The sequence below is a fragment of the Pseudomonas sp. ICMP 10191 genome (genome assembly GCF_001467335.1).
In the GTDB taxonomy this organism is placed as follows: Bacteria; Pseudomonadota; Gammaproteobacteria; order Pseudomonadales; family Pseudomonadaceae; genus Aquipseudomonas; species Aquipseudomonas cerasi.
In genome coordinates this window covers 33450-55550 of sequence record NZ_LKGW01000111.1, presented here as the reverse complement: position 1 = coordinate 55550, position 22101 = coordinate 33450, and the positions used below count along the sequence as shown (strand labels likewise).

The following is a 22101-nucleotide window of genomic DNA, read 5'->3' as shown; positions in this document are numbered from 1 at the left end:
CGATATTTTCCTGATTGATGCCTTAACAGAGAGCCCAGCATGTCCTTCTCGAATGCAACCTCCAGCGCCCCGATCGCTCGCAAGGCCGACGGTTCCGACCCCTACGCCTGGCTGCAGAACCGCGACACTGACGAAGTGCTCGACTACCTCAAGGCCGAAAACGCCTGGCAGGAGCAGCAACTGGCAGAGCAGGCCGGACTGCGCGATAGCCTGTTTGAAGAGATCAAGGGCCGTATCCTCGAAACCGACCTGTCGCTGCCCTCCCCCTGGGGGCCGTACCTTTATTACACCCGCACCACACAAGGCGACGAATACGCCCGGCACTACCGCTGCCCGCGCCCGGCCGACGACAGCAACACGGTGGATGAAAACGCTGAGGAGCTGTTGCTCGACCCCAACGAGATGGCCGATGGCGGCTTTTTCTCACTGGGCGCGTTCAGCATCAGCCCGGATCACCAGCGTCTGGCCTACAGCCTGGACACCAGTGGCGACGAGATATACGAGCTGTACGTCAAAGAGCTGAGCACCGGTCAGATCAGCAGCCTGCCTTTCGAAAACTGCGACGGCAGCATGACTTGGGCCAACGACAGTCAGACCCTGTTTTTCGGCGAGCTGGACGAAACCCATCGTCCGGGCAAGCTGCATCGCCATACCCTGGGCACGTCATCAGCCGAGCTGGTGTTCGACGAGCCGGACGGCAGATTCTTCCTGCATTGCTTCCGCAGCAGCTCAGAGCGCCAACTGATCATTCTGCTCAACAGCAAAACCACCAGCGAAGCCTGGGTGCTGGACGCCGATCATCCGCAACAGGCCTTCACCTGCCTCGCGCCACGCAGCGAAGGCCACGAATACTATCCGGACCACGGGCTGCTCAATGGCGTCTGGACCTGGTTCATCCGCAGCAATCAGAGCGGCATCAACTTCGCGCTGTATCACGCTGCGCAACAAGCCAGTGATGTACCGGGGCGCGAGGACTGGCAGACACTGGTCGCGCACGACGACCAGGTCATGCTCGAAGGCGTCAGCCTCAACGCCAAAGGCATCAGTCTGAGCCTGCGCGAGGGCGGCCTGCCGATCATCGAAGTGCGTCCGCAGGCGCTGCCGACTTATCGCGTGCAGCTGCCTGACGCCGCTTACAGCCTGTACGTGCAGGACACGCTGGAATTCGACAGCGACAAGATTCGCTTGCGCTACCAGTCGCTGAACCGTCCGGCCCAGGTCCGCCAATTGACCCTGGCCAGCGGCGAGCAGGCAGTGCTCAAGGAAACCCCGGTACTGGGCACCTTCGACGCCGATGCCTACGTCAGCCAGCGTTTGTGGGCCACGGCCAGCGATGGCACCCAGGTGCCGATCAGCCTGGTGGTCAAGCGCGAACTGGCCGGACAGGCCACCCCGCTGTATCTGTACGGCTACGGCGCCTATGGCGAGAGCCTCGACCCGTGGTTTTCCCACGCCCGTCTGAGCCTGCTCGACCGTGGCGTGGCGTTCGCCATTGCTCATGTGCGCGGCGGCGGCGAGCTGGGCGAGGCCTGGTATCGCAACGGCAAGCAGGAGCACAAACAGAACACCTTCGGCGATTTCATTGCCTGCGCCGAACACCTTGTTGCCCAGGGGCTGACCAGCGCTGAACAACTGGTGATCAGCGGTGGCAGCGCCGGTGGCCTGCTGATCGGTGCGGTGCTCAACCAGCGGCCAGAGCTGTTCAAGGCAGCGATTGCCGAAGTGCCGTTCGTCGATGTGCTGAACACCATGCTCGACCCGGACCTGCCGCTGACCGTCACCGAATACGACGAATGGGGCAACCCGCAGGAGCCCGAGGTCTACGCGCGTATCAAGGCTTACGCGCCCTACGAAAACGTCACGGCCCAGGCCTACCCGGCCATGCTGGTCATCGCCGGTTATAACGACAGCCGCGTGCAGTATTGGGAAGCCGCCAAATGGGTCGCGAAGTTGCGCGCCACCAAGACCGACGACAATCCGCTGCTGCTCAAGACCGAACTGGGTGCCGGACACGGAGGCATGAGCGGTCGCTATCAGGGCTTGCGTGACGTGGCGCTGGAATACGCGTTTATCTTCAAGGTATTGCAGATCGCTGAATGAACTTGGTGTGAAACACCTGTCTTACTAGGATCGGGGGCAGCGGAGTTGCCCCTTTGTCAGGATTACCAGACCTCACATGTCAGAACCACTGTCCAACCTGAACAACGCCATACGCGACATGCTGCTGGATTGCGGCCTGTTCGACACGCTGCTGCCGGGCGATTTCTTTACCGTAGCCGGCTATTTCAGCATTACCGATATCGATAAAGGCGAGACCATCTTCGCCGAGGGCGATGCCGGAACCTTCATGTGCATCATCCATCAGGGCACCGTGTCTGTGCAGAAGCTTGCTGCAGACGGTCAACAGGTGGAAATCGCCGTTCTGCGGCGCGGACGCGCCTTCGGAGAAATGGCGGTGCTGGATGGCGAGCGCCGCTCGGCCAGTTGTATCGCAGCCACCAGTTGCCAGCTATTGAACCTGGGCCGTGATTCGCTGGACAAGATGCTCGAGGACGCGCCGAAAATCGCCGCCAAGATCATTCGCGCCCTGGCCATCTCGTTGTCCAAGCGCCTGCGCATGGTCGATGGTCAATTACTCTCCCAGCAGGTGTGAGTTTGCCCATCTGGCGCTAAACTTGCCGACATTCCGCTTTCAATGCGCACACGCACAGGTGACACCATGAGCACGGCCAATCCTCCTTCCCATACTGCCAAGCTGGACCGCATCCTGGCCGACGCCCAGCGCGACCGCGAGATGGGCTACCGCGACAAGGCGCTGCGCATGTACCCGCACGTTTGCGGCCGCTGCGCGCGCGAGTTCGCAGGTAAACGCCTCAGCGAACTGACCGTACACCACCGCGACCACAACCATGACAACAACCCGCAGGACGGCTCCAACTGGGAGCTACTGTGCCTGTATTGCCACGACAACGAGCACTCGCGCTACACCGATCAGCAGTACTTCGCCGATGGCTCCCTGGGCAGTCCGAAAACCGCCAAGGCGACCCACAACCCGTTCGCTGCACTGGCCGGACTGATGAAAAAGGACGAGTGACCTCGGTACCTTCAACGCCCCGCGCTCCCCCGCCCTACCTGCACTTCTCCTGGCCTGCGGCCACCCGACCGACCGGATATTTCGCCATGCCCACCCGAACCTCAAGACGAACCTTTGTGAAAGGGCTGGCCGCCAGTGGCCTGCTCGGCGGCCTCGGGCTATGGCGCAGTCCGGCGTGGGCGGTGCCCAATCCGGGTCAGCCCAACGGGTTGTCCGGCACTGAGTTCGATCTGTATATCGGCGAAACCCAAGTCAACATCACCGGCAGCGCCAGGACCGCGCAGACCATCAACGGCGGCATTCCTGGCCCGCTGCTGCGCTGGCGCGAAGGCGACACCGTGACCCTGAGGGTCAAGAACCGGCTCGACGAAGCCACATCCATCCATTGGCACGGCATCATCCTGCCGGCCAACATGGACGGCGTGCCAGGGTTGAGCTTTGACGGCATCGCGCCGGATGGCCTGTATGTCTACCGCTTCAAGGTCAGGCAGAACGGCACCTACTGGTATCACAGCCACTCCGGCTTCCAGGAACAGTCGGGGGTCTACGGGCCACTGGTGATCGACGCGAAAGAGCCGGAGCCGTTCGAATATGATCGCGAACACGTGATCATGCTCAGCGACTGGACCGACGAAAAGCCGGTCCAGCTGATGAAAACGCTCAAGAAACAGTCCGATTACTACAACAATAACCAGCGCACCGTCGGCGACTTCATCAACGATGTGGGTGAAAAGGGCTGGAGCGAGACCACCAGGGATCGCTGGATGTGGGCGAAGATGAGAATGGACCCGACCGATCTCGCGGATGTCAGCGGCGCAACCTACACCTACCTGATGAACGGTCAGGCGCCGAACATGAACTGGACCGGGCTGTTCAAGCCTGGCGAGCGGATCCGACTGCGGCTGATCAACGGCTCGGCAATGACGTACTTCGACGTGCGTATTCCGGGCCTGAAGATGACCGTGGTGGCCAGCGACGGCCAGCACGTCAAGCCGGTGACTGTCGATGAGTTGCGCATCGCAGTGGCGGAGACTTTCGACGTGATTGTCGAACCGGCGGAAGGTGCCTATACCCTGTTCGCCCAGTCGATGGACCGCACCGGTTATGCCCGCGGCACCCTGGCCAGCAGGCCCGGCCTGCAGGCTGTCGTTCCGCCCCTCGATCCACGCCCGCTGTTGAGCATGGATGATATGGGCATGGCGGGCATGGATCATGGCAGCATGAACCACGCCGCAGCCCCGACAACGCACGACATGTCAGGCATGGACCACAGCAAGATGGGGCACGACGCGATGCCCGCAATGGACCACACGCAGATGCCGGCCCCGAAAACGCCGAACCCGCAATCGCACCCCGCGAGCGAAAACAATAACCCGCTGGTCGACATGCAAGCCATGAGCACCTCGCCCAAGCTCGACGATCCGGGCATCGGCCTGAGGGGCAATGGCCGTAGAGTCCTGACCTACGCTGATCTGCACAGCACCTTCGAAGACCCGGACGGTCGTGAGCCAAGCCGCACGATCGAGCTGCACCTGACCGGGCATATGGAAAAATACGCCTGGTCGTTCGACGGTGTGAAGTTCTCGGACGCCAAACCGCTGATGCTCAAATACGGTGAGCGGGTGCGTGTCGTGCTGGTCAACGACACGATGATGACCCACCCCATCCATCTGCATGGCATGTGGAGCGACCTCGAAGACGAAAACGGCCGGTTCATGGTGCGTAAACACACCATCGACATGCCACCGGGATCACGCCGCAGCTATCGGGTGACCGCCGATGCGCTGGGCCGTTGGGCTTATCACTGTCACATGCTGTACCACATGGAAATGGGCATGTTCCGCGAAGTGCGAGTGGAAGAATGAGGACCTTGATGTTGAGCAGAACGCTGAATTCGCCCCGCCTGCCGATGCTGTTGCTGGCTGCCGGGCTGACCGCTGCACCGTGGACCTTGAGCATGGCCGCGGGGATGGAAGGCATGGACCACGGCAGCCATGCGATGCATATGGATGCCAGCGACAGCGAGGACGCGTCCTCGACGCAGTCTGCGCCCGCCCAGAGCCGAACCCCGATCCCGCCGATCACCGATGCGGACCGGGCTGCGGTGTACACCAGCCACGCCGGCCATCAGGTCCATGACAGCGCCATTAACAGTTACTTTCTGGCCGACAAGCTGGAATGGCAGGACGCCAATGACGGCAGCGCGCTGGCCTGGGACCTGTCCGGCTGGATCGGCGGTGATATCGACCGCCTGCTGTTGCGCTCCGAAGGCGAGCGAACCAACGGCAAGACCGAAGAAGCGGAAATCCAGGCGTTGTGGGGCCACTCGATCAGCCCATGGTGGGACGTGGTCGCCGGTGCACGTCAGGATTTCAAACCGGGCGCGCCGCAAACCTGGGCCGCCTTCGGCCTGCAGGGCCAAGCCATTTCGGATCTGGATATCGAGGCCACCGCGTTCATCGGTGAAGCCGGGCAGACCGCCGCTCGCCTGGAGGCCGACTACGACCTCCAACTGACCAACAATCTGGTGCTGCAGCCCACCGCGGAGCTGAACTTCTACGGCAAGAACGACCCGCAACGCGGCAATGGTTCGGGCCTGTCGACCAGCGAGTTCGGCCTCAGGCTGCGCTACGAAATCACCCCGCAATTCGCACCTTATGTCGGCGTGAGCTGGGACCGCTCCTACGGCAAGACCGCCGATTACGCGCGCGAGGACGACGAGGACACCCAGGACGCGCGACTGGTGGTCGGCGTGCGCATGTGGTTCTGAACACAGTCAATGGCATTGCTCTGAGGCTGCCGTATAATCCCCGGTTTTCTTCAGAGCACCCTCCCCGTGGCCAACAAACGGTACGCCTGCATCGGTCTTTACAACCCCAAGTCCCCGGAAAACGTCGGCTCCGTGATGCGTGCGGCCGGCTGTTACGGCGTGGCGTCGGTGTTCTATACCGGTAAACGCTATGAGCGCGCGCGGGACTTCATCACCGACACCAAGAAAATCCATCAGGACATCCCGCTGATCGGCATCGAAGACCTCAAAAGCATTCTGCCGCTGGGTTGCATCCCGGTGGCCGTCGAACTGGTCGACGGCGCCCGCGCACTGCCCGAATACACGCACCCTGATCGCGCGCTGTATATCTTCGGCCCGGAAGATGGCTCGCTGGATCAGGAGATTCGCGACTGGTGTGAAGACGTGGTCTATATCCCGACCGAGGGCTGCATGAATCTGGCGGCGACCGTCAACGTCGTCCTCTACGACCGCATGGCCAAAGGTATCAATACCCGTTCGGGCCCGCAGTTCGGTCGCGAGAAAATTGATCCGGCCAGTGACCGCTGACGGAAAAGCATTGAACCTGTGTCGCGCGCGGGCAGTCAGTTTCTCTGAATCGAGCAACTGCTTCCAATTTGCCAACTCCGACCTACTACCTCATGGAGAGCCATCATGCGCGACACCCCGATCATCGAACGCATCGACACACCTGAACTGCTTCAACGCAACCCCGAGCAGAATGTACAGGGCTGGGAGCGCATCGGCTCACTGGCTGGCGGCGTACTGCTGATGGGTAAAGGCGTCCGTCGTGGCGGCTTTCTGGGCCTGATTCAACTGGCCATCGGCGGCGCGGCACTGGCTCGCGGCATCAGTGGTCACTGCTCGGCGAAAAGCCTGATGGAAAAAGGCCGCAGCGATCTGCAAAGCGCACGCTCGACCATCGAACGTGCCGGTGCAGAACTGAACACCCTCAAGGACGACGCTGAAAATGCCGTGAAGACGGCGGCTGTCAAAGGCGTGGAAGCGTTGACCGAGCCAAAGCCGGTCATTTAAGCGTTCAACCTGCGCGAAAAATCAGGTAATCCTCCCAGTCGTCTTCGGCCACATTGTTCTCGTTGAGCATGCGGCCTGACTGGGAGATGCGTTCGTGATGCACGGCCGTGCGATCACCACACACCAGATGGTGCCAGAGCGGCAAATCCTTGCCCTCGCTGACCAGACGATAGCCGCAGGTCGGCGGCAGCCACTTGAACTCATCTGCCTGACCAGGCGTTAGCTGAATGCAATCGGGCACCGAGGCACGACGGTTTGCGTAGTCGGAGCACTGGCAGGTTTTCAGATCCAGCAGCTTGCAGGCAATTCGCGTGTAATAAACCGCGTTGTCTTCCTCGTCCTCAAGCTTCTGCAGGCAGCACAGGCCACAGCCGTCGCACAACGACTCCCACTCCTGGGTATCGAGCTGGTCAAGGGTCTTGCGAATCCAAAAGGGTTCAACTTTAGCGGCCATGGTTCGGACAACGGTATCGATAATGAAAAGGCCGCCAGTCTAGAGGTACACGGGGTGCGGGCCAAGCACTTGCGACTGCCGGTAGCCGGGACTTGTCAGCGACGGGGCAAAACAGTAGCGTTAACGGGTTTTCAGTGCGTTCAAGCGATGCCTGCCGACCACGGCCCATCAAGCCACGCTCGTTTTCAACCTTCGCTATCAAGGACTTTCATGAGCACGAACCCTCGCATCGCCGATCACCCTATCGACCCGCAATTCACCGAGCGCTGGTCGCCACGTGCCTTCAGTGGCGAGAGCATCGACCAGGAAACCCTGCTGAGCTTTTTCGAAGCCGCACGCTGGGCACCCTCGGCGTATAACTCGCAGCCCTGGCGCTTTCTCTATGCACGTCGCGATACGCCAAACTGGGAGCGTTATCTGGGCCTGCTGAACGAGTTCAACCGCAGCTGGGCGCAACACGCGGCGGCCTTGGTGATCGTCATTTCCAAGACCACCTTCGTCGCCCCCGGCGCAAGCGAAGAGAGCCCGGCGCTATGGCACACCTTCGACACGGGTTCGGCATGGGGTTACCTGGCACTGCAGGCCAGCCTGAGCGGCTGGCACACCCACGGCATGGCCGGTTTCGATCAGGATCTGACCCGCAAGGAACTGAATATTCCCGAGGGCTACGCTGTGCACGCGGCCATCGCGATCGGCAAGCTGGGTGACAAGTCGACCCTGCCGGACTACCTGCAAGGCCGCGAAGTGCCAAGCCCGCGCAAGCCGCTGGCAGAACTGGCCGCCGAAGGTGATTTTTCGCTGTAACTGACTGGTTGCAGTAATCGATGCCTGCGAGCCGGCGCCTGAAACGTCGGCTCGTTGGCAAGGGCGTCAGTAACCTCGCGAAAAATCGACCTCGCCGCGCAGCGCTTCTCCTGCCTGGAAAGCTTGCAGGTTATGGACGAAAAGCTCGGTCATGGCCACGGGCGAGGTAGGCGCCGAGCTGTGACCGGTCAACAGCAGACCGTAGGCAGTCCAGAACGGATGCCGCTGCGGCAAAGGCTCCTGACGGCAGACGTCAATCACCGCGCCAGCCAGATGCCCTTCCTTCAACGCCTCGACCAGATCCGCATCGACAACCGCCACGCCGCGCCCGACGTTGATGAACAGCGCCGTGGGCTTGAAGCTGGCGAACAGCTTGGCATCGTACAGGTCGTGCGTCTCGGGCGTGTTGGGCAGCAGGTTGATGACGTAATCCATCTCGCCGAGCAGACGCGTCATGTCTGACAACGCCGTCACTTCGATGAACGGTTCCTGTGCGCGCGCACTGGAAGCCACACCGTACACCTGCACACCGAACGGCAAGAGGAACTCGGCAACCCGCTGACCGATATCACCGGCACCGACGATCAATGCCTTGCGGCCCGACAGGCTCTGCCCGGTCCGGTTGTCCCACTTGCGTTCGACCTGGCTCATCAGGCGCGCCAGCACCTCGCGCTCATGGCCAAGCATGTAGGTCAAAACGAATTCGGCCATGACCTGACCGAAAATCCCGACTGCACGGGTCAGGCGATATTCCCGCGACAGGCTGTCAGCCAACAGCGGTGTGATGCCCGCCCAGGTGGATTGCAGCCACTGCGGCTTGTGCCCCTGCCGCAACAGGTTGGCCATCAGGTCCGGCTGTCCCAGCCAGACCGGGCAGTCGCTGGCCATGCGCGACAGCTCGGCAGAATCGCCAGTGCTGAAAACTTCCAGATCAGGCGCAGCCTTGCGCAACAATTGGGTGTAAACGTGGTAATCGTGCTCGGCAATCAGAACGCGCATGTTTCAAAAACCTTAAAAACAGGACAGGCAACCCACGTCGATGTGGGCTGCTTTACAACGTGGGCAACGATTACATGGGATCGTTGCGGCGCAGCAGCTCTTCGGGCAGGTGCTCAATGTAATCGTCTTCAGCCGGCGGCATCTGCAAGTGATAGCCCTGGCTGTCAAGGTTCTCAAGCACCACATTGATATCTTCACGCGACAGCGCCCGCTCGGGGCTCAGCACCAGATCGAATGCATGAACCGGCTTGCCGAACGCCACCATCAGCTCTGGAGGCACACGCTTGAGAACGTCGCTCTTCAGGACGTAAAGGTACATCTCGTTTCTTTTCGGGCTGCGATAAATCGAGCAGATGCGCTTCAAGACGGTTCTCCGGGGGTGGCCAGGCTGTCCAGCAGCGCCTGACCCATCAACTCGCGACGCCAGCCACGCAGCGAGTCGGGTAATTGGTAAGGACCGTCGGGGTAGCCGCTCTTGAGCAGGGCTTCGAGGGTCTTCTTGCGCAGCATCAGCTCCGGGGCCATGTCCAGTTGCTCGGCATACTTCTGACCGATTGCACGCAGACGCTTGATCGACCCGGCGGCATCGATGGGCAGCGGCTCGGGCAACGCAGGTGGCCACTCTTCTGGAGGCAGCACGCTCGCGGTCTTGATCAGCTCGAGCAGAAACTCGCCGTCATGGCGGACCGTACGCGGGTGCATGTCTTCGATCCGCGCCAGCGCGCCGAGGTTGTCCGGCTGGGTCTTGGCCAATGGCCAGAGCGAGTGCTCGCGCACGATACGGTTGCGCGGCAGGTTGCGGGCACGCGCCTCGCGCTCACGCCAGGCACACAGCTCGCGCAGCACCGCCAGTTGGGCACGGGACAACTTCCAGGCCAGCTTGGCGTCGCGATACACCTCGTATGGGTCCACCTCACGGCGCAGGTTGGCGACCAGTTCAGCGCCATCATCCAGCAGCCAGGCGTATTTGTCGTCGGACAAGCGCGGGCGCAGGATGGTGAACAGCTCGGCCAGGTGCACGGCATCTTCGGCCGCGTAGCTGATCTGCGTTTCCGACAGCGGACGCTGCAGCCAGTCGGAGCGGGTTTCGCCCTTGGGCAGGTCGATGTCGAGGACCTCCTGCACCAGACGCGAGTAGCCCATGGAAAAACCGAGGTTCAGGTAGGCAGCTGCCAATTGGGTATCGAACAGCGGAACCGGCAGGCTGCCGGTCAGGCGCAGCAATACCTCGAGGTCTTCGCTGCACGCATGCACCACTTTGATGACGTCGGGGTTTTCGAGCAACGCAGACAGCGGCCGCCAGTCGTTGATCAGCAATGGATCAATCAGCCAGGCGCTCTGCCCGTCGCCGATCTGCAGCAGCGCAGCGATCGGATAAAAAGTGTCGACCCGCATGAACTCGGTGTCGAGCGCCACGAAAGGCAGTGACTGCCATTGTGCGCAATGCCGGGCGAGGCTGTCGTCGTCGCGAATCCAGTGAATATCGATGGCCACACGGCTCTCCCTTCAACAATGGCGCGCAGTATATATCGTCATGGGAGATTATCGCGCGTCTGTCGTCCGGGTCTGGCGCATCTTCATGCAAATGAAGGACAGGAGGAGCTATTGCCTCACAGACACGCTGCCAATGATCGCCCCCACGGCTTGAGAGGACGATCAATACCCGGCACGCCGCGCATGTCGTTACTTGTCGGTGGTCGCCAACTCTCTGCGGCATGCGGCAAACATATCGAGACTGGGGTCATAGACCTTGGTATCGACTTTCAGCAGACCGAGCATGGAATGGAAAAGATTGTCCTGGCTCAACGGTGCATTGCGCTGTTTGGCCAGACACTCCGGCGTAACGGCAAAGGACTTCTGATAGGTATCGGACAACCAAACCATCATCGGCACATGCTTTTGCTGATCAGGCGCCAGCACATAAGGCGTGCCATGCAGGAACAGATTATATTCGCCCAGAGATTCGCCATGATCCGACAGGTACACCATGGCGGTATCGACCTTGTTTTGATTGGTGCGCAGAAGATCAATCAGCGTGGACAATACATGGTCGGTGTACAGCAACGTATTGTCGTACCCATTGACGATGCTGTCCCGGCTGCAATTGTTCAGCGCATTGCTTTCACACACCGGGGTAAACGTTTCAAAGTCTTTCGGGTAACGTTTGTAGTATTCAGGACCGTGGCTGCCCATCTGATGCAGAACAAGCACCGTGTCCTTGTCGAGGCCGTCGATAAAGGCCTGCAGGTTTTGCAAGAGTATCTCGTCCCGGCATTCATGGTTGTTGCACAACAGCGGGTCCTTGAGATTGCTCACGTCCTGGAAGGTCACTCGATCACAGGTGCCCTTGCAGCCCGCTTGATTGTCACGCCATATCACGTCTATACCCGCGCGCTTCAGTACGTCCAGCAAGCCTTCCTGATTACGCGCCTGGGTAGCGTTGTAGTTCTTGCGTCCCATATTGGAAAACATGCAAGGCACCGATACTGCGGTTTCGGTACCGCAGGAATACACATCGGTAAACGCCACCAGTCCGCTTTCCTTGTTCAGGTTGGGCGTGGTGTTACGACCGTAGCCAAGGATTCCGAAGTTCTCGGCCCGGGCACTTTCGCCGACCACCAGCACGGTCAATGATTTGCGGGCGTGCGTGGCCCAGTCCGCAGAACGCTTGGCGTCCTCGCCGATCTTGACGAAGGGACGCCTGGCGGAGATCACCTGCTCACTCAGGTAGCCCAGCGACGCACCAATGTAATTGCTTGGCACTACCATCAGGCGCAATTCATGGTGGTTGCGGAACAACGACGACAAGCCCTGGTAATTGGCCAGTGCAATGGCGCCGATTGCCACGCAGCACGCCACCGTCACCAACAGTTTGCTGAACAATTCGAGGTGCCAGCGACGGTAGCTGATCGGCAGTTTCCAGAGTATCAGCGAAGGCACTATGCCCAGCAGAAGGATATACAAAGCCAGTTTTAAAGACAGCAGCCCCTGCACTTCCGTGACGTTGGTTTCGGCGAAGTTTCGAAACATGCCCGCGTCGATCATGACCCCGTATTCGGTCATGAAATAAACCACCCCCGCGCTGATCATAAACAGACTGATCAACACCGGTTTAAACACACGACGAAATGCCAACAGCGTCAGGACAATATTGAACACGCAGAAAATCATCAAGCCAAACGCAAAGCGCATGGCCAACCCTTTGCTATCGGCGCTGGTAATCGAGAAAAGATGCTGCCAAAGATTGATATTGAAACCCAGTAACAGAAACGCACTGGCAAGTAGGGTTACAACCTCTGGACGAACAGTTCTGGGTGTCGGCATCGTGGTCTGCTTATCGAATTAATATGCATCGGGCATTCAGGAGCCAGTGAACACTCCGATGGCGCGCACTGTAGGCAGCGCATCATCAATTTTATGTGAAAAAGGTGAGAGGATTGGGTTGAATGAAGCTTATTTCACTGTAAAGAAACTCATTGCAGCGTTACTGCATTTGCAGAGCAGCGTGTCTCCGCAAGCAAGCTTGCGGAGACGTCATCCTCGCAGATACGCCCGATCAGACCGAGCGGCGGCGATAGGCCCGGTAGCCCGGCAACCAGAAATTACGCTCGATGGCCTCAAGCAGCGCCTCTTCGGTGGTTTCCAGCGCCAGCCCTTCGGCTTGCGCTTCCTTGGCCACAGCCAGGGCGATCCTGCGGCTGACCTGCTGGATTTCCTTGAGCGGCGGCAACACCGCATCGCCCTTCCCTGTCACCATCGGCGAGCACTCGGCCAGCGCATTGGACGCCGCCATGAGCATCCGGTCGGTGATGCGCGATGCCTTGCAGGCCACCACGCCGAGGCCGATGCCCGGAAAGATGTAGGAGTTGTTGCACTGCGCGATGTGTACCGTGCGGCCGTTGATCTCCACTGGCGCAAACGGACTGCCGGTGGCCACCAGCGCATTACCGTCGGTCCAGCGCAGGATTTCTTCCGGAGTGGCTTCTACCTTGGAAGTCGGATTGGACAGCGGCATTACCAAGGGTTTGGCGCAATGCTTGTGTAATTCGCGAATCACCTGCTCGGTGAACAGCCCCCGTTGCCCGGACACACCGATTATTACGGTGGCCCCGGCGTGGGTGACCACGTCGAGCAACTGCGGGAAGGCTTCGGAGCCGGCAGTCCAGCCAGATACGTCGGCAGTCTTTTGCGCCAGTCGCTTCTGGAAGTCGAGCAGGTTATCCATGCCTTCGGTCAACAGGCCGAAACGATCGACCATGAAGATACGTTTGCGCGCCTCGCTTTCGCTCAGGCCTTCGATGCACATCGCTGCGATGATGTGCTCGGCGATCCCGCAGCCTGCCGAACCGGCACCGACAAACACCACCTTCTGCTGGCCGAGGGTTTCATTCTTGGCCTTGCAGGCCGCCAGCAACGTACCCACGGCAACCGACGCGGTGCCCTGGATGTCATCGTTGAAGCAGCACAGCTCGTCCCGATACTTTTCGAGCAGCGGCATGGCGTTGGACTGGGCGAAATCTTCGAACTGCAACAGCACGTCCGGCCAGCGACGCTGCACCGCGTCGATGAACAGCGCGATGAAGTCTTCGTATTCCTTGCCCGATACCCGCTCGTGACGCCAGCCCATGTACATCGGGTCGTCCAGCAGCTCACGGTTGTTGGTGCCGACATCCAGCACGATCGGCAGCGTGTACGCCGGGCTGATCCCGCCACAAGCGGTGTACAGCGACAGTTTGCCGATCGGAATGCCCATGCCGCCGATGCCTTGATCACCCAGACCGAGAATTCGCTCGCTGTCGGTCACGACGATGATTTTGATCCGGTCCTTGGTCGCGCTGCGCAAAATATCATCGATGCGGTCGCGCTCAGGGTAGGAAATGAACAGGCCGCGATGCGTGCGGTAGATCTTGGAAAACTCCTGACAGGCCTGCCCCACCGTCGGCGTGTAGATGATCGGCAGCATCTCGTCCAGGTGGGAGTCGAGCAGACGGAAAAACAGGGTTTCGTTGTTGTCCTGGATCGAGCGCAGGTAGATATGCTTGTCCAGGTCGCTCGCACACTGTTTGTACTGGCTGTAGACCCGGGTGACTTGCTCTTCGATCGTCTCCACGTTCTGCGGCAGGAGCCCGATCAGATTGAATTCGACCCGCTCTTGCGGGGTAAAGGCACTGCCTTTGTTCAGCAGGGGCATTTCCAGCAGTGAAGGTCCTGCGTAGGAAATGTACAAAGGTCGCGAAGTTTTGGTCATTTTCTCTAATCGCCTTTTTCGTCTACTCATTAATTCTTTACGTCGACCGGGGCGGGCAGCCTGGCTCAGTTCTTGTTGTTTTTTCTTGTCGCCAGCTCTCTATCAGGCCATGCCGAAAACCATTCGGCAGATAAGGTCAGGGCGAACATATTACTCGCCTGACAGCGGCTTGCGACATTTTGTCGCGCAAAGAATGGCTAAGTGACGCTACTGCAGGTGCAGCATTCCGTGACCAACCAGTGCATTCTGCACGCTGGAAGCCATCATGGTCTCGGGTTGAAAAAGCCCCGACGGACGTCGAGGCTCCATGGGGTCAGGCTGCGTCAGGCTTTTCGGCGATAAGCCCGATGGTGAACCCATCGACGGCCGAGATTCGGCCCCGCCACAGCACACCGGCATCACAAATCGGGTTGCCGTCAGTGGAATAGGTGCGGCAGTCCTTCAAGTGAATGAAATGGAAGGCCGGGGTGTCTTCAGATGACTCACCGGGCTTGAAGGACAGGATCATCTCTTTCATGGTCGCGTCAGTGCCGTTGGCGAACGAGCTGAACGGTGCCGAGATATCGTCGGCCAACTGCTCGAAATACGCATCGTGAGAAATCAGATGCCCGGAAACCAGATTCCCGCCCACCGACAGCGTCACGCCCATCTCAACCTTGGTGTTGGCAACAAACTTGACCAGCCATTGCAGCAACCAGTCGATCTGCTTGCCCTGCCATTTGAACTGAGCAATCACGTCATCGTGGCTCTGGCTGGGAGAAGGTTGCGACTTTTGTACCTGATCTACGTCTGACATCTGAAAGCTCCTCGCCTCACAAAACGTTGAACCCAAGGTATAGATCAGAAAGGGCGAAAGCGAAACCGGGAGGCAGGATTAGTTTGCGAATGGCCGAATGGGACGAGTGAGACCAGGCGATTTCGCAGGAGGATGATGACAGTGTTTCTACCCTGCACGGGATGCCAGTGGTTCGGTTAGGTGCTGCAGACCGACTATTCGTGATTTTTTTTCACCATGACTGATCCAAAAGGTCTGAGATCAGCCTGAAGGTCATCTATAGAATCAAATGATCGATTTCCGAAACGGAGTAAAACGATGACTCAGAACAATCAATCGCTCGGCCTGGAGAACCATACGGCGTTCAGCGGTACATTCCAGCGTGATCAGTTGACCATCGGATTCATCTCGCCCGCGCGAGGCTATCCTGACGGCCCTTTTCCCAGCCTGGAGGACCAGGCCGAGATCGTGCAGCGCCTTGATCAGAGCGATGCTGCGGCGCTGTGGCTGCGCGATGTGCCGTTTTACGATCCGTCATTTGGCGATACCGGCCAGGTCCTTGATCCGATGGTGTACGCGGGCTGGCTGGCAGCGCTTACGAGCAGAATCGCCATCGGCACCGCAGGCATCGTCAGCCCGTTGCGGGAGCCGGTTATCACCGCCAAGCAGATTGCGACGGCGGACCAACTCCTCGGAGGCCGCTTTCTCGCGGGCATGGCTTCGGGTGACCGGGCGACAGAATATCCGGCTTTCGGAGTCGACTTTGCCAGCCGGGCTGAACGCTATCGGGAAGCGGTAACGCTGATCAAAACGCTGCTTTCAGAGTCGTTTCCGCGGCTGAAGACACAGCATTTCGGCCAGTTGCGGGGCGACATAGATCTGGTACCCAAACCCGCTGCTCAACCGGTCCCTGTCATCGCCATCGGTCGTGCTGGACAGAGCCTGGAGTGGCTTGCGGCCAATGTCGATGCCTGGATCTGGCATGGCGATGCGCTGCGCATGCCGGAGGCTGTACCGCATTGGCGTGAGGCAACCGCTTCCAGGGGATTCATCCCTTTCGGCTACGGCGCGATGTTCGACCTCGACGCCAATCCTGACGCGCCGCTACAAACGGGGCGGATGCTACGGGGTGGTCGAAAGGCGCTGAAGGACTTCTTCTCCCGGCAACGCGAAGCCGGGATCAATCATGTCGCATTGAACCTCAAGCCGACGCGGCGTCCCTCTCTGGAGGTGATCGATGAACTTCAGGAGCACATTCTCCCCGAGTTTTCCATCACGTCCCAACACGCCCGGCAGGCGTGAGGTTAGCTCCCAGGCAGGCACTTAACGCGCTGACTTTGGCAGCGCCTCGCGACTTCGCAGCCAGACAAGACTCATCGGCAGGCCTTCGGTAGCAAGATCCAGTAGCACCGCCACCAGCCTGCCGCTATTCAGATGCCGCTGGCCAATCAATACGCGCCTTGCCCTGTGGCTCGGTCTGGGTTGAAGTCAGCGCAATCTCGACTTCCTGCAGATCTGAAACGACCGTCGTGCAGGTACGGTAGAAGGTTTCCCCCGCCTCGGTGAGCGGCAACCGACGCGTGGTTCGCTGAAACAACCGGGTGCGCACACGCCCTTCCAATCATGCTACTGGTGAGGCACCGCGTTCGAGCGGTGGCTCGGCTGGTCTCACGGTAAAAGCAGCCTTTCAGGATAGAAGTGAGGGGCTGGGCTGAGGATCATCAAATCCCGGAAACCAAAAAGCCCCGCATTGCGGGGCTTTTTGGATAAATAATGGCGGAGAGATAGGGATTCGAACCCTAGGTACCGGTGAAGGTACAACGGATTTCGAATCCGTCCCATTCGGCCACTCTGGCATCTCTCCAACGGCGCGCATCATAACAGCATCAACGCAGAAGGCGAAGCCCTTCTGCTGTTTTTTTTGTGCTATCAAGCGCTTGCGTGCTTTTTTCGCTTACAGCGGCACGCCCAGACGGTTTGCGACTTCTTCATAAGCTTCGATAACGTCGCCCAGACCCTGACGGAAGCGGTCCTTGTCCATTTTCTTGCGGGTGTCCTTGTCCCAGAGACGGCAGCCGTCAGGGCTGAATTCGTCGCCAAGGACGATTTCACCGTGGAATACGCCGAACTCGAGTTTGAAGTCGACCAGCAGCAGGCCAGCGTCGTCAAACAGCTTGGTCAACACGTCGTTGACCTTGATCGACAGCTCTTTCATGCGAACCAGTTGCTCGGCGGTACCCCAGCCGAACGCCACAACGTGGGATTCGTTGATGAACGGGTCGCCCTTGGCGTCGTCCTTGAGGAACAGTTCGAAGGTGTAAGGATTGAGCCTGGTGCCCTCTTCGATGCCCAGACGCTTGACCAGGCTGCCAGCGGCGTAGTTACGCACGACGCATTCGACCGGGATCATGTCGAGCTTCTTGACCAGGCACTCGTTGTCGCCCAGCAGCTTGTCGAATTGGGTGGGGATACCCGCCTCTTCAAGCTTCTGCATGATGAAGGCGTTGAACTTGTTGTTCACCATGCCTTTACGGTCCAGCTGTTCGATGCGCTTGCCGTCGAACGCCGAGGTGTCGTTGCGGAACAGCAGGATCAAGCGGTCAGCGTCGTCGGTCTTGTAAACCGATTTGGCTTTGCCGCGGTAGAGTTCTTCACGTTTTTCCATGATGGGCTCCGCTTGCTAAGTAGTTGGGCTAGGCGATATGTCGCCAGTCGAGCCCTGAATCTTGATCGGCCAGTTGCAGCCAGTCCGGGTCGCACCCGAGGGTGTCGACGAAACATTGCCGGGCCAGATGCGGCAGGTTGTTCTTGCTGCTGAGATGCGCCAGCACCAGGTGCTGAAGGTCCTGCCATCCCAGCTCGCTCACCAGGCTGGCGGCCTGATGGTTGTTCAAATGACCTGTTTCACAGCCCACGCGCTGCTTGAGAAAGACCGGATACTGGCCTCGGGCAAGCATGTCGCGACAGTGATTGGCCTCGATCATCAAGGCATCCAGGCCTTGATAACGCTGTAATACGTTGGAGCAGTAAGACCCAAGGTCGGTCAGCAGGCCGAAGCGGCGCTTGCCGTCACTGAAGACGAACTGCGTCGGCTCGAGCGCATCGTGAGCGACCGACACCACGTCGATGTCCAGTGCGCCGATCCGCAAACTCTCCCCGCCTGCCAGGAGGCCGGCAATTTCCACCGGCTTGCGCATTCCGCGCAAGGTCCCGTTGCTGAGGTAGACCGGCACATTGTAGCGCCGCGACAGCAAACCCACGCCATGCACGTGATCGGCATGTTCGTGGGTTACCAGAATAGCGCTCAGCTGGCTTGCCGAGACGCCCAGACGAGCCAGGCGCCGCTCGGTTTCCCGCAAGGAGAAACCGCAATCGACCAGTACGTACGTATCGTTGCTTGCGACCAGCGTGCCGTTGCCACGACTACCGCTGCCGAGAACCGCGAAACGCACTTAACCCAGGTTGTCTTGAATAACGCTCAACACCCGGCGCGCGATATCCGCTGGCGCAACGGTGTTGATGTTCTTCTCGACGGTCACTTGAACGTTGTCACCGACCTTGCTCAGGCGGACCTGATAGCGCTCGGCACGGGCATCGATCTCTTCCTTGGTCGACTTGCTGCCAAACATCCGGCCGAAGAAACCAGGCTCGTTTTCAGGCGTTTTGGCCTTTTCAGCCAGGTTGATGTAGTACAGACCCAGGCTGCGGTTGATGTCCTCGACACGCCAGTCGCCCTGATCCAGGGCGCGGCCAACACTCGACCATGCGCGGTCCAGATCGGCACCGAGGTTCAATACCGGGTTGCCGCTGCCGTCTTCGCTCAAGGCAACACGGCTCGGGGTGTCGTAGTCACGTGCCGCCAACAGGGAAATAGAGCCGCCCTTCTCGGCGTTGCGGCCCATGCTGGCCAGCAGATCGTCGGTCAGTGCGGCATCGAGGCCCAGGTTGGTGGTGCGCGTCGGGAAGGCCACGTCGGCAGTGCTGCCGGCAGGACGCTCGACGCTGACCACGTAGACTTCACTGGTATTGCGCTGCACGCCCGGCTCGATACGCACCCGCACGCGGGTTTCTGCATCGGCGGCGACGCCAGCGGCGCTCAGACGCTTGGCCACCGAAGCGGACAACTCATCGAGGCGCTGCCACGAGGAGCTGAACTCGCCTGTCTGCGGACGCTCTTCGGCGATACGGAAACCGTTGTCTTCGAAATACTGATGAGCCACCGGCCAGACTTCGGCAGGCTGGCGCTGAGCCAGGATCCAGCGCGCATCGCCACTCTTCTGCAGGCTGAAGTCGCTCGACTCGGAAGTCGTGCCCAGCGGCTGAGGACGCGGCACGATGTACTCGCCGTCTTTCTGGGTGCTGTCAGCCACGTTACGCGGGATCGGCAGCAAAGGATCCAGGCGTTTGACGCCGCTAACATCGGCGGGCAACTGCATGGGCGGGGTCTGGGTCGCCTGGAGGTAATCGCTGCCGCGATCACGGAAGTAACCATCTTCGCCCCAGAGCCAACCGCAACCGCTGGTGCTGGAGATAATAAGAGCAAGTGCGGAAAGTCCGGCCAATCGCTTCATTGCGTGATACTTCCTCAATTAAACCAGGACGCCGGACTGGCGCATGGCCTGACGCAGCGGTTCATGACAGGCTTCGCTGAGCCAGGTAAGCGGCAGACGGATACCGTCTGGCATCAAACCCATTTCATGCAAGGCCCACTTCACGGGGATAGGGTTGGATTCGATGAACAGGGTGTTGTTGAGCGGCATGAGCTTTTCGTGAATCGCCCGGGCCGTTTGCGCATCGCCACGCATGGCCGCTGCGCACAGATCGCTCATGGCGCGCGGTGCAACGTTGGCGGTGACGGAAATATTGCCCTTGCCACCCAGCAGCATCAACTCGACTGCTGTAGCGTCGTCGCCGGAGTACACCAGAAAATCGCTGCTGACGCTGGCCAGGATGTCCTTGGCGCGTTGCAGGTTGCCGGTGGCTTCCTTGATGCCGACGATGTTTTTTACCGTCGACAGACGCGCAACGGTCTCTGGCAACATGTCGCAGGCCGTACGGCCCGGCACGTTGTAGAGGATCTGCGGGATGTCGACGGCATTGGCGATGTGGCTGAAATGCTGGAACAGGCCTTCCTGAGTCGGCTTGTTGTAGTAAGGCGTCACCAGCAGGCACGCGTCGGCACCCGCATTTTTGGCGTTGGTGGTCAGTTCGACGGCTTCACGCGTCGAATTGGCGCCTGTACCGGCGATGACCGGAATGCGACCTGCAACCTGAGTGACCACCCGGCGGATGACTTCGATGTGTTCGTTCACATCCAGCGTCGCCGATTCACCGGTGGTGCCTACGGCAACAATGGCGTTGGTGCCCTCTTGCAAGTGGAAGTCAACCAGTTTGCTCAGGCTGTCCCAGTCCAGACGACCTTGTGCATCCATTGGTGTGACCAGTGCCACCATACTGCCCGCAATCATGCAACCGCTCCTGCCGGAAAAAGAGAGCCGTAATGGTACTGGCGCTATCAGCCTTGTACAAGCGAAGTACCGCGCTCTGAGCATTCCCCTGAGCGATGGTTTTCGCTACCCTTCGTCCTTTGATCGGTACTGGTCACCTGCGCACCTCGCTCAATCGGTCGAATTTGTCGCCAGAAGCCCTGCCCCAGCGCACTCCAGCCCAGTCATGGTATATCCATGCAGGCCGGGCGCCGAGGGACCCGGCAAGTTATCTTGCGCCATCGATTGTCGAAACAGCCCCGCAAGTCCGAAAAAGTACCGACCGCTCATCGTCTAGGAATGCTGCATGTCGTCCACCCCCACAGTTCGCGAACAATTCCTTGTCATCAGTGCCCTTGGCGCAAACCCCATGGAGCTGACCAACGTCCTGTGCCGCGCCAGCCATGAAAACCGCTGCTCGGTCGTCACCTCGCGCCTCACCCGCCACGGCGAGTGCAGTGCGCTGATTCTTCAGGTGTCGGGCAGCTGGGACGCTCTGGCGCGCCTTGAAACCGGCCTGGCGAGTCTCTCCAAGAAGCATGCGTTCACGACCAGCGTCGTGCGCAGCGCCACGCTGGAGAACCGTCCGGAAGCCCTGCCCTACGTGGCCTACGTCAGCTCGGCGTACCGCCCGGACATCATCAATGAGCTGTGCCAGTTCTTTATTGACCACAACGTCGAGCTGGAGAACCTGATCTGCGACACCTATCAGGCTCCGCAGACCGGCGGCACCATGCTCAACGCCACGTTCACGGTGACACTGCCTGCCGGGACGCAGATCAGCTGGCTGCGCGATCAATTCCTCGATTTCGCCGACGCGTTGAATCTGGACGCACTGATCGAACCCTGGCGCCCACAAGCCCCAATGTAAGGAGTCCTCATGACTGTCACAGTAGATCATCCGGTTCCCGATTTTCAGGCACCCGCTACCAGCGGACAGACTGTCGAGCTGTCTGCGCTCAAGGGTCAGCAGGTCGTGATTTATTTTTACCCGAAAGACAACACGCCCGGCTGCACCACGCAGGGCCAGGACTTTCGTGACCATATCGCGCAGTTTCAGGCAGCCAACACGGTTGTGCTCGGTGTTTCCCGGGACAGCCTGAAGACCCACGAAAACTTCAAGGCCAAGCAGTCTTTCCCGTTCGAGCTGATTTCGGACAAGGACGAAGCCGTCTGCCAACTGTTCGACGTCATCAAGCTCAAGAAGCTCTACGGCAAGGAATACCTGGGCGTCGACCGCAGCACCTTCCTGATCGACAAGGAAGGCGTACTGCGTCAGGAATGGCGCGGTGTGAAAGTGCCAGGCCATGTGGCTGAAGTATTGGCGCAGGCCGAAGCCCTGAACAAAGGCTGATCAGCATGCCCCGCTGCGGCGCGCAAGGTGCCGCAGCGATTCAGTCCTGCTGTCGCAATGATCG

The 22101-nt window shown here is 59.7% G+C and carries 22 protein-coding genes and 1 tRNA gene; 11 read left to right on the top strand and 12 right to left on the bottom strand.

Features of this window, described 5'->3' with window-relative positions; translation table 11 throughout:
* The first annotated feature begins 39 nt into the window (after positions 1–39).
* From AO388_RS14425 to AO388_RS14395, 7 genes are all read left to right on the top strand, one after another.
* Positions 40–2100, top strand: coding sequence for a S9 family peptidase (locus AO388_RS14425; protein ID WP_058416644.1), 2061 nt, complete (start codon positions 40–42; stop codon positions 2098–2100).
* A gap of 76 nt (positions 2101–2176) precedes the next feature.
* Positions 2177–2653, top strand: coding sequence for a cyclic nucleotide-binding domain-containing protein (locus tag AO388_RS14420; RefSeq protein ID WP_003345583.1), 477 nt, complete (start codon positions 2177–2179; stop codon positions 2651–2653).
* Between the two features lie 66 nt (positions 2654–2719).
* Positions 2720–3094 (top strand): YajD family HNH nuclease, encoded by a 375-nt coding sequence (locus AO388_RS14415; RefSeq protein ID WP_003317410.1) that lies wholly within the window; start codon positions 2720–2722, stop codon positions 3092–3094.
* Between the two features lie 86 nt (positions 3095–3180).
* The gene (locus tag AO388_RS14410; protein WP_058416643.1) at positions 3181–4959 is read left to right on the top strand and encodes a copper resistance system multicopper oxidase; all 1779 of its coding nucleotides are present in this window, start codon (positions 3181–3183) and stop codon (positions 4957–4959) included.
* A gap of 8 nt (positions 4960–4967) precedes the next feature.
* On the top strand, positions 4968–5864 hold the full coding sequence (locus AO388_RS14405) for a copper resistance protein B (RefSeq protein WP_003368284.1): 897 nt from the start codon (positions 4968–4970) through the stop codon (positions 5862–5864).
* A 66-nt stretch (positions 5865–5930) separates the two neighbouring features.
* Positions 5931–6431, top strand: a complete 501-nt coding sequence (locus tag AO388_RS14400) for an RNA methyltransferase (protein ID WP_003317406.1) — start codon at positions 5931–5933, stop codon at positions 6429–6431.
* A 105-nt stretch (positions 6432–6536) separates the two neighbouring features.
* The gene (locus AO388_RS14395) at positions 6537–6917 is read left to right on the top strand and encodes a YgaP family membrane protein (RefSeq protein ID WP_003368282.1); all 381 of its coding nucleotides are present in this window, start codon (positions 6537–6539) and stop codon (positions 6915–6917) included.
* A 4-nt stretch (positions 6918–6921) separates the two neighbouring features.
* Here AO388_RS14395 and AO388_RS14390 read toward each other — a convergent pair whose 3' ends face one another.
* Entirely contained in the window at positions 6922–7371 is a 450-nt protein-coding gene (locus AO388_RS14390) for a YcgN family cysteine cluster protein (protein ID WP_058416642.1), read from the bottom strand.
* A 210-nt stretch (positions 7372–7581) separates the two neighbouring features.
* On the opposite strand from AO388_RS14390, the gene AO388_RS14385 reads away from it, so the two are divergent.
* Entirely contained in the window at positions 7582–8175 is a 594-nt protein-coding gene (locus tag AO388_RS14385; protein ID WP_003317403.1) for a nitroreductase family protein, read from the top strand.
* Between the two features lie 66 nt (positions 8176–8241).
* Here AO388_RS14385 and AO388_RS14380 read toward each other — a convergent pair whose 3' ends face one another.
* From AO388_RS14380 to gvpU, 6 genes are all read right to left on the bottom strand, one after another.
* Positions 8242–9174: a D-2-hydroxyacid dehydrogenase gene (locus tag AO388_RS14380; RefSeq protein WP_003368280.1), complete on the bottom strand. Its 933-nt coding sequence runs from the start codon at positions 9172–9174 to the stop codon at positions 8242–8244.
* A gap of 70 nt (positions 9175–9244) precedes the next feature.
* Positions 9245–9538: a YcgL domain-containing protein gene (locus tag AO388_RS14375; protein WP_003317401.1), complete on the bottom strand. Its 294-nt coding sequence runs from the start codon at positions 9536–9538 to the stop codon at positions 9245–9247.
* Entirely contained in the window at positions 9535–10668 is a 1134-nt protein-coding gene (rnd, locus tag AO388_RS14370; protein WP_058416641.1) for a ribonuclease D, read from the bottom strand. Before rnd ends, AO388_RS14375 begins: the two co-directional genes overlap by 4 nt.
* Before the next feature lie 189 nt (positions 10669–10857).
* Positions 10858–12498, bottom strand: coding sequence for a phosphoethanolamine transferase (locus tag AO388_RS14365; RefSeq protein WP_058416640.1), 1641 nt, complete (start codon positions 12496–12498; stop codon positions 10858–10860).
* A 232-nt stretch (positions 12499–12730) separates the two neighbouring features.
* Positions 12731–14422 carry an NAD-dependent malic enzyme gene (locus AO388_RS14360; protein ID WP_058416639.1) on the bottom strand — a complete coding sequence of 564 codons (1692 nt, stop codon included), beginning with the start codon at positions 14420–14422 and terminating at the stop codon, positions 12731–12733.
* A 313-nt stretch (positions 14423–14735) separates the two neighbouring features.
* Positions 14736–15218, bottom strand: a complete 483-nt coding sequence (gvpU, locus tag AO388_RS14355; protein WP_003409447.1) for a gas vesicle accessory protein GvpU — start codon at positions 15216–15218, stop codon at positions 14736–14738.
* A gap of 297 nt (positions 15219–15515) precedes the next feature.
* On the opposite strand from gvpU, the gene AO388_RS14350 reads away from it, so the two are divergent.
* Positions 15516–16499: an LLM class oxidoreductase gene (locus AO388_RS14350; RefSeq protein ID WP_058416638.1), complete on the top strand. Its 984-nt coding sequence runs from the start codon at positions 15516–15518 to the stop codon at positions 16497–16499.
* A gap of 472 nt (positions 16500–16971) precedes the next feature.
* Here AO388_RS14350 and AO388_RS14340 read toward each other — a convergent pair.
* The 5 genes from AO388_RS14340 to dapA form a co-directional block, all read right to left on the bottom strand.
* Positions 16972–17061, bottom strand: a tRNA-Ser gene (locus AO388_RS14340).
* Between the two features lie 90 nt (positions 17062–17151).
* A complete protein-coding gene (gene purC / locus AO388_RS14335; RefSeq protein WP_003430849.1) occupies positions 17152–17862 on the bottom strand; it encodes a phosphoribosylaminoimidazolesuccinocarboxamide synthase in 711 nt (236 codons plus the stop codon).
* Positions 17863–17890: 28 nt separating this feature from the next.
* Positions 17891–18649: an MBL fold metallo-hydrolase gene (locus AO388_RS14330; protein WP_003430848.1), complete on the bottom strand. Its 759-nt coding sequence runs from the start codon at positions 18647–18649 to the stop codon at positions 17891–17893.
* Positions 18650–19768 carry an outer membrane protein assembly factor BamC gene (gene bamC, locus AO388_RS14325; RefSeq protein ID WP_003368268.1) on the bottom strand — a complete coding sequence of 373 codons (1119 nt, stop codon included), beginning with the start codon at positions 19766–19768 and terminating at the stop codon, positions 18650–18652.
* 18 nt (positions 19769–19786) lie between these two features.
* Entirely contained in the window at positions 19787–20665 is an 879-nt protein-coding gene (gene dapA, locus AO388_RS14320; RefSeq protein ID WP_003368265.1) for a 4-hydroxy-tetrahydrodipicolinate synthase, read from the bottom strand.
* A 325-nt stretch (positions 20666–20990) separates the two neighbouring features.
* On the opposite strand from dapA, the gene AO388_RS14315 reads away from it, so the two are divergent.
* Both AO388_RS14315 and AO388_RS14310 read left to right on the top strand, forming a co-directional pair.
* Positions 20991–21554 (top strand): glycine cleavage system protein R, encoded by a 564-nt coding sequence (locus tag AO388_RS14315; protein ID WP_003368263.1) that lies wholly within the window; start codon positions 20991–20993, stop codon positions 21552–21554.
* A 9-nt stretch (positions 21555–21563) separates the two neighbouring features.
* Positions 21564–22037, top strand: a complete 474-nt coding sequence (locus AO388_RS14310) for a peroxiredoxin (protein ID WP_003317382.1) — start codon at positions 21564–21566, stop codon at positions 22035–22037.
* Positions 22038–22101 lie beyond the last annotated feature (64 nt).

What these genes read in the sequence shown, in the direction of transcription:
- dapA (WP_003368265.1), bottom strand. Translation starts at nt 20,665, where the DNA reads ATGATTGCGGGCAGTATGGTGGCACTGGTCACACCAATGGATGCACAA.
- AO388_RS14350 (WP_058416638.1), top strand. Translation starts at nt 15,516, where the DNA reads ATGACTCAGAACAATCAATCGCTCGGCCTGGAGAACCATACGGCGTTC.
- AO388_RS14310 (WP_003317382.1), top strand. Translation starts at nt 21,564, where the DNA reads ATGACTGTCACAGTAGATCATCCGGTTCCCGATTTTCAGGCACCCGCT.
- AO388_RS14415 (WP_003317410.1), top strand. Translation starts at nt 2,720, where the DNA reads ATGAGCACGGCCAATCCTCCTTCCCATACTGCCAAGCTGGACCGCATC.
- AO388_RS14365 (WP_058416640.1), bottom strand. Translation starts at nt 12,498, where the DNA reads ATGCCGACACCCAGAACTGTTCGTCCAGAGGTTGTAACCCTACTTGCC.
- AO388_RS14420 (WP_003345583.1), top strand. Translation starts at nt 2,177, where the DNA reads ATGTCAGAACCACTGTCCAACCTGAACAACGCCATACGCGACATGCTG.
- AO388_RS14385 (WP_003317403.1), top strand. Translation starts at nt 7,582, where the DNA reads ATGAGCACGAACCCTCGCATCGCCGATCACCCTATCGACCCGCAATTC.
- AO388_RS14360 (WP_058416639.1), bottom strand. Translation starts at nt 14,422, where the DNA reads ATGACCAAAACTTCGCGACCTTTGTACATTTCCTACGCAGGACCTTCA.
- gvpU (WP_003409447.1), bottom strand. Translation starts at nt 15,218, where the DNA reads ATGTCAGACGTAGATCAGGTACAAAAGTCGCAACCTTCTCCCAGCCAG.
- purC (WP_003430849.1), bottom strand. Translation starts at nt 17,862, where the DNA reads ATGGAAAAACGTGAAGAACTCTACCGCGGCAAAGCCAAATCGGTTTAC.
- AO388_RS14315 (WP_003368263.1), top strand. Translation starts at nt 20,991, where the DNA reads ATGTCGTCCACCCCCACAGTTCGCGAACAATTCCTTGTCATCAGTGCC.
- AO388_RS14380 (WP_003368280.1), bottom strand. Translation starts at nt 9,174, where the DNA reads ATGCGCGTTCTGATTGCCGAGCACGATTACCACGTTTACACCCAATTG.
- AO388_RS14395 (WP_003368282.1), top strand. Translation starts at nt 6,537, where the DNA reads ATGCGCGACACCCCGATCATCGAACGCATCGACACACCTGAACTGCTT.
- bamC (WP_003368268.1), bottom strand. Translation starts at nt 19,768, where the DNA reads ATGAAGCGATTGGCCGGACTTTCCGCACTTGCTCTTATTATCTCCAGC.
- AO388_RS14425 (WP_058416644.1), top strand. Translation starts at nt 40, where the DNA reads ATGTCCTTCTCGAATGCAACCTCCAGCGCCCCGATCGCTCGCAAGGCC.
- AO388_RS14410 (WP_058416643.1), top strand. Translation starts at nt 3,181, where the DNA reads ATGCCCACCCGAACCTCAAGACGAACCTTTGTGAAAGGGCTGGCCGCC.
- AO388_RS14390 (WP_058416642.1), bottom strand. Translation starts at nt 7,371, where the DNA reads ATGGCCGCTAAAGTTGAACCCTTTTGGATTCGCAAGACCCTTGACCAG.
- AO388_RS14405 (WP_003368284.1), top strand. Translation starts at nt 4,968, where the DNA reads ATGTTGAGCAGAACGCTGAATTCGCCCCGCCTGCCGATGCTGTTGCTG.